This window comes from Streptomyces sp. NPDC127038, from assembly GCF_042725875.1.
In the GTDB taxonomy this organism is placed as follows: domain Bacteria; phylum Actinomycetota; class Actinomycetes; order Streptomycetales; family Streptomycetaceae; genus Streptomyces.
Window position 1 is genome coordinate 21726 of sequence record NZ_JBHXDQ010000033.1, and the last position, 12827, is coordinate 34552.

Below are 12827 nucleotides of genomic sequence, written 5' to 3' on the forward strand. Positions count from 1 at the left end.
ATCTGTTGTTGCGGTCGGGACGACGGGGTGATCAGACGGTGGCGGCCGCGGTCTCGCTGTCCGCAAGGGCGGCGAGGTAGCGCTCGGCGTCGAGGGCGGCGGAGCAGCCCGTACCGGCTGCGGTGATCGCCTGGCGGTACGTGTGGTCGACGACGTCACCGGCACCGAAGACGCCCGTCACGTTGGTGCGGGTCGACGGGGCGGCGACCTTCAGGTAGCCCTCGCCGTCCAGGTCGAGCTGGCCCTTGAAGAGCTCGGTGCGCGGGTCGTGACCGATCGCGATGAACAGACCGGTCACCGGCAGCTCCGAGGTCTCACCGGTCTTGAGGTTGCGCAGCGTCAGACCGGCCAGCTTCGGGTCGCCCTTGATCTCGGCGACCTCGCTGTCCCAGACGAACTTGATCTTCGGGTCCGCGAAGGCCCGCTCCTGCATCGCCTTGGAGGCACGGAGGCTGTCCCGGCGGTGCACGATGGTGACGGACTTGGCGAAGCGCGAGAGGAAGGTGGCCTCCTCCATCGCGGTGTCGCCACCGCCGATCACGGCGATGTCGTGGTCCTTGAAGAAGAAGCCGTCACACGTCGCGCACCAGGAGACGCCCCGGCCGGAGAGCGTGTCCTCGTTGGGGAGCCCGAGCTTGCGGTGCTGCGAGCCGGTCGTGACGATCACGGCCTTGGCGCGGTGGACCGTGCCGGCGGTGTCCGTGACGGTCTTGATCTCGCCCGTCAGATCGACGGCGACGACATCGTCCGGGACCAGCTCGGCGCCGAAGCGCTCGGCCTGGGCGCGCATGTTGTCCATGAGCTCCGGGCCCATGATGCCGTCCTGGAAGCCGGGGAAGTTCTCGACCTCGGTGGTGTTCATCAGCGCACCGCCCGCGGTGACGGCGCCTTCGAAGACCAGCGGCTTCAGCGACGCGCGCGCGGTGTAGAGCGCCGCCGTGTAGCCGGCGGGCCCAGACCCGATGATGATCACGTTACGGACGTCGCTCACGGCTTGATTCCTCGTCTCTGGAGACTGCTGCGTACCGGTGGGAGCATCTCTCAGTACTCTCACCCCACCCAACGGATCCTAAGGGGCTTCAATTCCCGCTGTGTCAGGGCACACGGTGACCGTGTCCCGGAAGCGGACACCAAGTGATGCCGGAGCGGCGGACCTTGGTGCCACAAGGCGTCAGGGCGGGCGGGCACGGCGCCCGGTGACGGTCGCGTCGGGTGGATCGGAACCCCGTGTCAGGGGGCCTCAGGAACGCGCGTACGACCGCGTCAGCAGCAGCTTGCCGGGTGACGGCGAGGACTGCTTCTCACAGGCGGCGTCGACGAGGTAAGCGGTGACCTTCGTCCTGTCGGAGGCGTCCGACACCACGAGGAGGTAGACGCTCTTCCCCTGGAACGTGCCCCTCTTGGCGGCGAGGAGTACCCCGGGGTCTCCGGTTCCCTGCTCGACGCACTGAGGAACGGCGGGCGTCGGGGTGATCAGGGTCTTCACATCGCCCGGGTCGGTTCCCGCGTCCTGCGACTGGACACCCCAGGGCTTGGCACCCGGCGAGCTCTCACCGGATTCCTTGTTCTTCGCGAGAAGGCCGGCGACCTCACCGCGCAGCGACTTCTCGGAGAAGGTGCCCGGCAGCCCCGACGCGTCCTGGCTGGCCGTCTGAGCCGTCCCGCCGGAGCTGTCACCGCCCAGGGACTGCACGAGGATCGCTCCCAGGCCCAGCGCCAAGGCCGCGAAGGCCGTGGTGAGGAGGATCGTCCGGCGGCGTCCACGGCGTGCACGATGGGAGCGACCGGGTCCGGTGGCACCGCGCGGATGTCCGGCAGGGCCGTCGGTCGTCGACGTTTCACGTGAAACATGAACACGGTCGGCGGCGGTGTCGGCCGTCTCCTCGGGAGCCGAGGCGCTCAGCAGGGCTTCCGCGGCAAGGGCGGCGTCGATGCGTTCAGCGACACCGTCAGGCATGCGGGCGGGGCCCGGAAGGGTGCCGAGTAGCCCGCGGATCTCCTCCAGGGAGTCGTACACCTCGGAACAGAGGGTGCACTCGTCGAGGTGCTGTCGAACGTCCTCGGTGCGGGAAGGCGAGAGCAGACCTTCGGTGAGGTCGGAGATCTCCGCGACGTCCGGGTGCCCGGCCTTGTCCGTCGTGGATGTCACGCCCGCCCACCTCCGCCTTTCACAGCAGCTGAATCGCTTGGCCCTGGGTCGCGGGGACCCGACGACCGAGGTCCCGCTGCGGGTGGGACGGATGTCCCCTGCGTCCGGTTCCGTCCATCGCCCGACTTCTTCGCCTTCTCCTCGCCCGGCTTCTCCGGACGGAGATGGGCGAGGAGGGGAAGCAGCCTGGCTCTGCCGCGGGCGCAGCGGCTCTTCACCGTGCCGGTCGGCACATCGAGGATGCGGGCGGCCTCCGCCACGGGATAGCCCTGCATGTCCACCAGGACGAGGGCGGCGCGCTGGTCCGCGGGGAGCGTGCCGAGCGCGCCGATGAGCTCACGGTGGAGATCCTTGCGCTCGGCCGGCGCGGCGGCGGACTCGTGGGGTTCGAGGAGCTGCTCCAGGCGCTTGGTGTCGTCGACGGGGGACGTCTTCCTGGAGGCCGCCTTGCGGGCCCGGTCCAGGCAGGCGTTCACCGTGATGCGGTGCAGCCAGGTCGTGACGGCCGACTGGCCCCGGAAGGTGTGGGCGGCCCGGTAGGCGGAGACGAGGGCGTCCTGAACGGCGTCAGCGGCCTCCTCGCGGTCTCCCAGCGTCCGCAGGGCCACCGCCCACAGGCGGTCGCGATGACGCCGTACAAGCTCGCCGAAGGCCTCGGGATCGCCCTCCACATGGCGGGCCAGGAGGTCCTGATCGCTTGTCTCACCGCTCGCGGCTTCATCGGCCATCGGACCCCCTCCCCTCCGTCGGCGGCGTCAGCCGGTGAACTTCACATCCGTGATGCCCTGCTTGTAGCCGGCGCCGCTGTACTGGTCGCCGGACGCGTAGGGCATCGCGGTGATCCAGAGCAGCACGTACTGGGCCGGCGTCTTCTTGGTGATCGTGATCTTCGCCGAGTTGCCCGTCGTGGTGATGGTCCCGATCTTCGTCATCGAGTCCACCGGCGTCGAGGAGCTCGTGGAGTCCGTCGCGTAGAGGGTGATCGTGGTGTGGTCACCGACGTAGCGGAGTCCTATCGAAGCCGCCGAGACGGTCTGCTTCGAACCGAAGTCGTAGACGATGCCGACGCCGGGCTTGAAGGCCGGCTTCATCTCCGGGCCGTCGACGAAGCTCCGGCTCCGCCAGTACGTGGAGCTGTCGTTGTCGAAGGTGTTGCCCACGTCCTCGGGTGCCTGGGCGTCGCCCTTCGCCACGTACTCCGTCGCACCCTTGATCGCGATCGGCTTGAGCGGCGTCGTCTTGGCGCCGCCCTTCTCGTTGCCGTCCGTCGTCTGGGTCTTCTTGGTGTCGTCGGGCTTGCCGTGGTCCATCAGGGCGTCCGCGAGCTGCCAACTGCCCAGGCCCAGCGCGGCGATGAGCAGCGCCGAGACGGCCCACTTGAGGGCCGTGCCGGTACGGCTCTGGAGCGGGGGCGGCGGGGTCGGCAAGGGCTGGGTGACGCCAGGACGCGGCGCCTGACGGCCGTACGTGCCCTGCTGGTACGTCGTGCGCTGGTACTCCGGCGGCGCGGTGAACGCGGGCTCCGGCGGGCGGATGCGGGGCATCTCGCCGATCGCCTTCACCAGCTCCTCCGGCGTGGTGCACGGGGACTCGTGGCGGGAGGCGGTGGCACCGTCGTTGGCGAGCGCGCGCATGGCGAGTTCCGACAGGCCCCGGTGGACGCCCGCGCGCACCTGGTCGGGTGCGATGAGGCCGACGCCCTTGGGCAGCCCCGAGAGGCCGTACGCGTCGTTCTCGTACGGCCAGCGCTGGGTGAGGGAGGCGTACAGCAGTGCGCCGATCGCCTCCGTGTCGGTGCGCTGCGGGGTGTCCGAACTGATGCCGCGCAGTGCAGCGTTCACGGCGAGCCCGCGGATGCGCCACTGGCCGGTGGACGTGCGCAGCACGGCGCCCGGGGTCAGCTTGAGATGGGCGAGGCCCTCGCGGTGCGCGGCGGCCATGGCCCCCGAGACCTGACTGACCATCTGGTAGGCCTCGTGCACCTCGAGGGGACCCGAGGCGAGGAGGGCGGTGAGTTCGGTGGCGTCCGGCAGCCACTCGTGCACCACGTAGACGAGGTCGTTCTCCTCGACCGCGTCCAGCACCTGGACGAACCGCGGGTCGCCCAGCAGGGCGGACGAACGGGCCGCCGCCAGTACCGAGCGGGCACGTGGATGGTCGGCGGGCAGGAGGTGCACCCCGACGGCACGCCGGAGTTTTTCGTCCATCGCGCGCCAACTGCTGAAACCGTCCAGTCGGGTGACGCACTCTTCCAGGCGATAGCGCCTTGCGAGTTTGTGGCCGCTGTGCAGTTCGGGCGGTGAGGCCTTTCCGGGACCTTCGGTCCCGCCGCTCCCCTGTGCCTCTTCGCTGTCCGTGTCCCGCTCCCGGTCGAGGGCCACCCCGTCGGACGTGGTTTGGTCCGCCTTGGCGGTCAGCGGCTTGTCACCGCTGTTGTCTGCCACGTCGACGGCAGCCGTGCTCCGTTCCGCCACCGTCGTCCCTGCCTCCCCATCCATTGCGCGCTGTCCGACGCAGAAACCAATTGTGCCCACAGTCCGGCGCTATGCACGACACACGGCGACGGACGATGGTTGTGCGCGTACCCCCGCCTCAGCGCCCCAGACGCCCGCGGACCATCCCGACCATTGAGTTGAGTTCTTCGATGCGCATCTTGCGTGCGGCGACGTAGAAGACACCGAGCAGGGCGATCGAACCGACGACGAGCGCCGCGATCGAACCGATCGCGCCGTGCCCGAGCACCCGGGTGATCGCGAAGCCTACGGCGCCGCCCACCACGGCGCCAGGGACGGAGGCCAGGCACAGGCGCGCGTAGGTGCGCAGCACGCGGGCGCCGTCCAGATCGCCGCCCAGCCGCTTGCGCAGCCGCTGCCAGGCCACTCCGACGCCCACGGCGTACGCCAGCCCGTACGCGCCGGCCATGCCGACGACCGCCCACTGCGCGGGCAGGATCACGTAACAGACGGCGGAGGCTGCCGCGTTCACGGCGGCCACGATGACCGTGTTGTAGAAGGGGGTGCGGGTGTCCTCGTAGGCGTAGAAGCCACGCAGGACCACGTACTGCACCGAGAACGGGATCAGACCGAGCGCGAAGGCCATGAGGACGTAGCCCTGGGACTGCGCGGCCGAGATGCCGCTGGAGCCGAAGAGCAGGGTGCACATGGGGATGCCCAGGGCGAGGAACATGAAGGCCACCGGGACGATCGCGACCGCCGAGGTCCGCAGACCCTGCGAGATGTCGTCACGGACGGCTCCCGGGTCACCGTCGTGGGCCGCGCGCGAGATCCGCGGAAGCATGGCCGCCATGACGGAGACCGTGATGATCGCCTGCGGCATTCCCCAGATCAGCTGGGCGTTGGCGTAGGCCAGGATGCCCGCCCCGTCCTTGCCGGAGGCCTTGCCCGCCGCGGTGGCGAGCTGGGTGACGACGAGGACGCCTGCCTGGTTGGCGAGGACGAAGAGCACGGTCCACTTGGCGAGCTTGACGGCCTTGCCGAGGCCGTGGCCCCGCCAGTCGAAGCGCGGACGGAACCGGAAGCCGGCTTCCCGCAGGTACGGCACCATCGCCGTGGCCTGGACGACCAGGCCGAGCAGGGTGCCGATGCCCAGCAGACGGAGGCCGTCCGGCGGGATGTTGTTCACCGTCATGCCGCTGTGGCGGGACGTTCCGTAGACCCACAGGAACATGCCGAACGTGAAGATCATGACGATGTTGTTCAGGACCGGGGTCCACATCATCGCGCCGAACTTCCCGCGGGCGTTGAGGATCTGTCCCATCACCACGTGCACGCCCATGAAGAAGATCGTGGGCAGGCAGTACCGGGCGAAGGTGACGGCCACGTTGTCGGACGCCGGGTCGCTCGCGATGGAGTTCGACATCAGCTGGATCAGCAGCGGCGCGATGAAGACCGCGGCCGTGACGATCACGCCGAGGGCGACCATGACGACCGTCAGCAGGCGGTTGGCGTACGCCTCGCCCCCGTCGTCGTCCTCCTTCATGGACCGCACCAGCTGGGGCACGAAGACCGAGTTGAGGCCGCCGCCGACGGTGAGGATGTAGATCATCGTCGGCAGGGTGTACGCGACGGTCCACGCGTCACCGAGGGTCGCCGCTCCCAGAGCGGCGGTGATGATCATGGTCCGTACGAAGCCGGTCAGACGGGACACCAGGGTGCCCGCCGCCATCACGGCGCTCGACTTCAGCAAACCGGAGGCACGGCCGCCGGACTTCGCCGGAGCGGCCGCGGGCGGCTGGACGGCGGCCGGAGCCGGTTCGGGGGCGGGTGCCGGTACCCCGGCGGCCGCGGAGGAGGCGTAGGCCTGACGGACGCCGCCCTGCTGCTGGTCGCGGAAGAGGTGAGCGAAGGCGTCCGGCTCATGCTGCTCCTCCCCGGCCTGCGTCACGAGATCGTCCACACCCACGTACTGGGTGGTCCGGGCGTCGTCGCCGTACGGCAGGTGACGCGTCGGCCCCGACGGCTCGGGAGGAGGTGTCTGGGCCCACAGCCGGGGGTCGGGAGCGTACTGCGAGGCCGGCGGCTGCGCGTACAGGGGCTGCTGGGGGGCGTACGCTCCGGGCGCCGGCGGGGGGTGCGCGGCACGGTCGTAGAACGCCTCGGCCACCGGGTCCTGGGCCGAGAGGTCCTGAGCCCGGTACGGATCCTGGTCGTAGGCGTCCTGGAGGTACATGTCCGCGGGCGAGCCCTGCGGCATGTGAGCGTTCTCCGGCGTGCCCTCGGGGTGGCCGGAGCGGCCCGCGTCACGGCCCGGGTGGTCCTCGGGGTAGCCCGAGGTTCCCGCGCCCTGGCCGCGGTCACCGTCGTACGGCGCGTTCATGGTTACCCCACCTCATCGTCCCCGGGCCCACCGGCCACGACATCGCTCAACGGTCCACTCTCTCACCCGCGTCCGACGGGTCGGCGCTTTCCGGTGCGGTGTCCGGTGTCGGGTCACTCGGCTGCTCCGGGTCGTCTGCCCCTGACTCCGACCCGGAAGCCCGTTCGGGCCCGGCCGCGGAGTCCTCGGTGGAGTCAGTGTCCACGGTGCCTTCCGCGTCCTCACTCCCACCCCCTGTCTCGGGGCCGTTCTCCGCGTCCTCCTCGGCCTGCCGGGCCGCGGCGCGCTTGCGCTGCGTGTACATCCGGAAACCGGCGAGCACGAGGAGCAGGACGCCGCCGCCGATGACGAGCATCACGGTGGAGGTGATCTCGGTGACCTTCACCTCGAAGGGAACCGGGTCGCCGTACGGCTGCCCGTCCTCCGTGTAGAGCTGGGCGACGACCTGCACCGGGCCGTTGGCCTGGGTGGACGTCGTGAACTTGACCGACTGGCTGTGCTCGCCCGCGACCTGGATCGGCTGCTCGTCGTACGGGCCGTTGTGGATCTTGAGTCGGGTGGGCTGCTGCGAGGTGAGGCGCAGCACCAGATGGCCGACGCCCTGCACCAGGTTGTTCTGGACGGTCACGGGGATCGTGGCGCTGCGCCCGGAGAGCTTCGCGTCCGACTTCTGGATGAGATGGACCAGGCCCGTGAGCCCGTCGAGGTACGTCTCCACGCCCTGCCGGAAGTCCGCCGCCTCCGTGGCACGGCCGCGCCAGGAGGAGGACATCCCCCGGTCTATGGCCCGTCCGAAGGGCGTGACCACCCGGGACTCGTCACTCAGGATCATCCGGAACTTGTCGAGCTTGGCCTGGGTCGCCTGGATCCGCTCGAACGCGGAGCGCGGCAGCTCACGGTGGCGCAGCGACGAGGGGTACGCGGACGCGGGCGGCACCTTGGTGGTGGCGCCGGGGTCCGGCTTGGCCTTGGCGGCCTCGGTCAGCCCCTGGGACTGCGACCAGTTCCCCTGCTGGAGCGCGCGCAGCCCCTCGGCCATGGACTGTGCCTGGCTGGCCGTGGGCATGCGCTGAGGGGCGACGACGATGCTGCGCTCGTTCTTGGACTCCTGAAGATTGATCATCAGGCTCTGCGCGAGGAAGTCCTGGACGGCGAGCGTCGAGTCGCCCGCCTTCATCATGTCGCCCTGGAACGCGGTCGACAGTCGCTCGTCCGCGACCACCGCCGTGGTGCCGCCGCCGATCGGGCGGGCGGCGCTCGGGGTGTAGGACAGCCCGCCGGTCTCGCGCAGGCTGTCGCTGCGGGCGATCACCTTGTCCGCGCCGGCCGACGTGGCCACCTTGATGATCGAAGGGTCCACCGCGCCGTCCGCGGGCCAGGCGAAGTCCGTGCTCGGCTTCACGTGGACGATCGTCTCCACCGTGCCGGCCGCCACGTCGGTGGCGTCCTTGAGGTGGCTCAGGGAACCGGTGACGTCCTTGCCGTGGTGGGCGAGCGAGGCGAGATCGGGGTCGGCGAACGGGAGGGCGACGACGCTCTGGCCCTGGACCGTCTTCTCCAGCTTGTCGAGCCAGGCGTTGGCGACGGCCTGGTTCCTGCCGGCCACGGTCGTGCCGTCCTCCTGCTGGATCCGGTAGCCGCCCCGCATCGCGTCCACGGAGGCCAGCAGATCCGGGTCGAGGACCCAGGTGACGTCGAGGTCGCTGCCCAGCGACAGGAGCTGGTCCAGGCGTCCGCCCGGCGAGATCTCCTTGGCCAGGTCGTCGTTCTTGAAGACGGGCGTCTGCTGGGCGTCGGAACCGGTCTGCGCCGTGAGGTGCACGGTGGAGATCAGCGGCCAGAGGTACGTCGTCTTCGTCTTGGTGTCCGCCCCGTCGGGCTGCCACGGCAGGAAGGTCCGCTTGATCCCGAGGACCTGGTCCCAGGGCTGGGCGGTGGTCCGGCCCGTCAGCGACACGCCGAGCTGGTAGACGCCGTCGGCGCCGAGATCGAGATCCTTGACGGGCACCGAGATGCTGAAGTGCTGAGAGCTGCCGGCGGCGAGCTTGGCGACCTGCGCGACGTACTTGCCGCCGACCTCCAGCGGGTCGAGGCCGGGCTGGAAGCTGGTGCGCCGGGCCGCGGTGTCGATGGCGGTCCGGGTGGTCAGGGACGGCCCCACGCGGAGGCCCACGTGGGCGTCCGTGACCGTCTGCTTGCTCGTGTTGGTGACCGACCCCGAGACCGTGACCGTGTCGCCGTTCGTGGGGGCGCTGGGGCTCAGCGAGTCGAGGCTGACGTCCACCGGGCCGGACGCGCCCACGGCGGTGGCCGCAGAGGCCTTCTCGGCGGCCTGGGAGGGCGTACTCAGGGGCAGCTGGAGCAGCCCCGCCAGCAGCGGCGCCCCGGCCAGCAGTGCACCGCTGCGCCGGAGCCACCGGCGGGCAGGTGAGGGACTCGTCCCTTGGAAGTCTGCCGCCTCGGCCACGCGCTCGCCCGTCCCTCGTCGTCGTCAGTGGTCGTCGGAATGTGCGTCCACGCATGGTAACGAGGTGCGCTGAGAGTAAGTGCCGCGGAGTGGTCCGCAAGATCACGGATCAGAGCCGACTGTCCTGTATGTACGCCTATTCTGCGGGAAAAGATGTGGGGCACGGGTGTGGGATTTATCCATGCGCTCCCCCTGGCCGCGGCCACGTACCCTTTTCTGTTGTGCCGAACGCCAACGAAGACCATTCCAGTGCCCTGAGTCAGGTGCAGACCCGCGCGGTGAGCGAACTGCTGCGGGTGTCTCCCGTCGCCGACGAGCTCGCCCGCCGATTCCAGGAGGCCGGGTTCTCGCTCGCCCTGGTCGGCGGCTCGGTCCGGGACGCGCTCCTCGGCCGGCTCGGCAACGACCTGGACTTCACGACGGACGCCCGGCCCGAGGACGTCCTCAAGATCGTCCGGCCCTGGGCGGACGCCCTGTGGGAGGTCGGGATCGCCTTCGGCACGGTCGGCGCCCAGAAGGACGCCCGCGTGGGCGACGCGGTCCAGTCGTTCCAGATCGAGATCACGACGTACCGCTCCGAGGCGTACGACCGGACCTCGCGCAAGCCGGAGGTCTCCTACGGCGACTCCATCGACGAGGACCTCGTGCGCCGCGACTTCACGGTGAACGCGATGGCCGTCGCGCTGCCGGAGAAGGAGTTCATCGACCCGTACGGCGGTCTGGACGACCTGGCCGCACGCGTCCTGCGCACCCCGGGCACCCCGGAGGCCTCCTTCTCCGACGACCCGCTGCGGATGATGCGGGCGGCACGGTTCGCCGCGCAGCTCGACTTCGAGGTGGCCCCCGAGGTCGTTGCCGCCATGACGGACATGGCCGGACGTATCGAGATCGTCTCCGCCGAGCGGGTACGGGACGAGCTGAACAAGCTGATCCGTTCCGCCCACCCCCGCAAGGGTCTGAAGCTGCTCGTGGACACCGGGCTCGCCGAGCACGTGCTCCCCGAGCTCCCCGCGCTGCGCCTGGAGCGTGACGAGCACCACCGGCACAAGGACGTCTACGAGCACACGCTGATCGTGCTGGAGCAGGCGATGGCGCTGGAGGAGGACGGGCCCGACCTGACCCTCCGGCTCGCCGCGCTGCTCCACGACATCGGCAAGCCGCGGACGCGCCGCTTCGAGGAGGACGGGCGGGTCTCCTTCCACCACCACGAGATGGTGGGCGCGAAGATGACCAAGAAGAGGATGACGGCGCTCAAATACTCCAACGACCTCGTCAAGGACGTCTCACGTCTGGTCGAACTGCATCTGCGCTTCCACGGGTACGGCACCGGTGAGTGGACGGACTCCGCCGTCCGCCGCTATGTGCGCGACGCGGGCCCGCTGCTCGACCGTCTCCACAAGCTGACTCGTTCCGACTGCACCACGCGCAACAAGCGCAGGGCGACCGCACTCTCCCGTGCCTATGACGGGCTGGAGGAGCGCATCTCCCAGCTCAAGGAGCAGGAGGAGCTCGACGCGATCCGCCCCGACCTCGACGGCAACGAGATCATGGAGATCCTGGGCATCGGCCCCGGCCCCGCGATCGGCCAGGCCTACAAGTTCCTGCTGGAGCTGCGCCTGGAGAACGGGCCGATGGAGCATGACGCCGCGGTGGCGGCACTCAAGGAGTGGTGGTCCGAACAGGGCTGAGACGGGGCTGGGCCGTCATGTTTCACGTGAAACATGACGGCCCAGCCGCGGAAGCCAAACGGTCAGCGAGTCATTGTGCTGTCCTGGGGCCTACACGTTCTGGAGTGAACTGTTGACGAGCTTGCCGTAGATATCGGCCCTCATCCACTGCTTCTTGTCGAACTGCCAGTTGCTTCCCCTGATCAGCACGCCGCCTTCCCATATGACCGAAGCGTCGGCATCGTGTCCGCTGCTGCAGTGGCCGCCAAGCGGGCACCACCTCCAGCCGCTCAGCACCTTCTTTGGTGTGCTTTTGGAAATGCTGATGACACCAGTGATGTTCGTCTTGCCTGCATCGGCATAGTTCACCTTGGTGATGTCCCGCCCATTGCTGTGGAAGTTCTCCCAGAGGCTGAGCTTGATCACCTTGATGCCCAGGAACTTTACATAGGTCGTGTAGGTCACCGTGTGGTTTCCACTGGGCAGGGGCCGGGCCGCGGCCGCGGCGGTCCCGCTGATGGTGCTCTCGTGTCCCATGACGACGTCCCCCTTGCGGAGCGAAGTCGTGCTGTTGGTGTTCCGGGACCGGACGGACAGGCTCTTGCCCTGTTCCGCGGCCTTGTCGAGGAATGACTTGTACAGGGCCGGGTCGTGCAGGTAGCCGATGAACTTGGCCTGCTCGGTCGGCGTCAGGCGCTGGAACTTCTTGAGTGCGTCAGCGGCGCCGTCTTCGCCGGAGTGGCGCAGGTAGTTGGCGTACGTGGCCGGAGTGGCAGCGGGATCGCTATGCCTTGTTGCGGTCTGAGTGACTTCGGCGGCTGAAACCTGCGATGCCGTGGCGGTGAGGAGAGCAACGGCACTGAGTGCCGCCGCCAGGCCATGCGCGGTGCGCGTCTTCATCATGTTCCCCGATTTCTGAAGCGAAGATCTCTCAGTCGTGGTGCCGAGCTGGTCAGTGCCGGGCACGCGACGAGATGCTTCCAACCAGATCGCCTCGGGGGCAAGGCATTTGAGGTTGTTCAGAGCGACAGGTGGCGGTCGATGTCACCGGAGTCGATATGGCGAGGGGGCGGTGTTTCACGTGAAACACCGCCCCCTCCGATCGCGTTTCCGTCGGCTACTTGCTCGAGCCCAGGCAGAGGGTGAAGGACTCGCCGGTTTCCTTCCACGTCAGGGTCGCCGTCGTGCCCGCGACGTTCTGGCATGTCAGTGAGGGAAGGGAGGCGCCGTCGGCCTTCTTGAGGACCTTGTGCGTGGCCTTGGAGTCGGAGCAGTCCACCTGGATGACATCCGGGTTGTCGTCCGACCCCTTGTTGTAGAGACAGTCGCCCACGGCCAGCTTCTTGGCGTCTTCACTGTCGTTGTGAATCAGCCAGCCGCCCACGACGACCGCGAGGCCCGCAAGGCCCAGAACTATGCGCAGGTACTGCCTGAAGCCGCGCTTCGGCCGCTGCGGCGGGACCGGGGCGAAGCCGGCGGTCGACTGCTGGGGGAATCCGGGCTGGGCCGGGTGGGGCGGGTAGGGCTGCTGGCCGAACGGCGCCTGGCCCTGGGGCGGCTGACCGTAGGGCGGCTGCTGGCCCTGGGCGAACGGGTTCTGGCTCTGAGGCGGCGGAGTTGTCACTTGGGGGTCCCCCTGGAACATAGGTGCGTGAAGCGAAAGTAAGACGCACGTAAGTTAGCGGGCCCCTGTGACAACGCAGTAGCC

9 protein-coding genes are annotated in these 12827 nt (G+C 69.1%); 1 reads left to right on the plus strand and 8 read right to left on the minus strand.

Going from position 1 to position 12827, the window contains the following annotated elements:
• Positions 1-31 precede the first annotated feature (31 nt).
• From trxB to ACFWI4_RS22600, 6 genes are all read right to left on the minus strand, one after another.
• A complete protein-coding gene (gene trxB, locus ACFWI4_RS22575) occupies positions 32-991 on the minus strand; it encodes a thioredoxin-disulfide reductase (RefSeq protein WP_339130444.1) in 960 nt (319 codons plus the stop codon).
• A 249-nt stretch (positions 992-1240) separates the two neighbouring features.
• Positions 1241-2149, minus strand: a complete 909-nt coding sequence (locus tag ACFWI4_RS22580; protein WP_387199013.1) for a hypothetical protein — start codon at positions 2147-2149, stop codon at positions 1241-1243.
• Positions 2146-2877 carry an RNA polymerase sigma factor SigM gene (gene sigM / locus ACFWI4_RS22585; RefSeq protein WP_387199016.1) on the minus strand — a complete coding sequence of 244 codons (732 nt, stop codon included), beginning with the start codon at positions 2875-2877 and terminating at the stop codon, positions 2146-2148. Before sigM ends, ACFWI4_RS22580 begins: the two co-directional genes overlap by 4 nt.
• 27 nt (positions 2878-2904) lie before the next feature.
• Entirely contained in the window at positions 2905-4623 is a 1719-nt protein-coding gene (locus tag ACFWI4_RS22590) for a protein kinase family protein (RefSeq protein ID WP_387199019.1), read from the minus strand.
• A gap of 118 nt (positions 4624-4741) precedes the next feature.
• Complete coding sequence (gene murJ, locus ACFWI4_RS22595) at positions 4742-6985, minus strand: murein biosynthesis integral membrane protein MurJ (RefSeq protein WP_387199022.1); 2244 nt, start codon at positions 6983-6985, stop codon at positions 4742-4744.
• Positions 6986-7031: 46 nt separating this feature from the next.
• Positions 7032-9452 carry a DUF6049 family protein gene (locus ACFWI4_RS22600; protein ID WP_387199025.1) on the minus strand — a complete coding sequence of 807 codons (2421 nt, stop codon included), beginning with the start codon at positions 9450-9452 and terminating at the stop codon, positions 7032-7034.
• A gap of 221 nt (positions 9453-9673) precedes the next feature.
• Here ACFWI4_RS22600 and ACFWI4_RS22605 point away from each other — a divergent pair, with 221 nt between their 5' ends.
• On the plus strand, positions 9674-11140 hold the full coding sequence (locus ACFWI4_RS22605) for a CCA tRNA nucleotidyltransferase (RefSeq protein WP_387199028.1): 1467 nt from the start codon (positions 9674-9676) through the stop codon (positions 11138-11140).
• Positions 11141-11230: 90 nt separating this feature from the next.
• Here ACFWI4_RS22605 and ACFWI4_RS22610 read toward each other — a convergent pair whose 3' ends face one another.
• Together ACFWI4_RS22610 and ACFWI4_RS22615 are read right to left on the minus strand one after the other, a co-directional pair.
• Entirely contained in the window at positions 11231-12085 is an 855-nt protein-coding gene (locus tag ACFWI4_RS22610; RefSeq protein ID WP_387199031.1) for a hypothetical protein, read from the minus strand.
• Between the two features lie 151 nt (positions 12086-12236).
• On the minus strand, positions 12237-12743 hold the full coding sequence (locus ACFWI4_RS22615) for a hypothetical protein (RefSeq protein ID WP_387199033.1): 507 nt from the start codon (positions 12741-12743) through the stop codon (positions 12237-12239).
• Positions 12744-12827 lie beyond the last annotated feature (84 nt).

What these genes read in the sequence shown, in the direction of transcription:
- sigM (WP_387199016.1), bottom strand. Translation starts at nt 2,877, where the DNA reads ATGGCCGATGAAGCCGCGAGCGGTGAGACAAGCGATCAGGACCTCCTG.
- murJ (WP_387199022.1), bottom strand. Translation starts at nt 6,985, where the DNA reads ATGAACGCGCCGTACGACGGTGACCGCGGCCAGGGCGCGGGAACCTCG.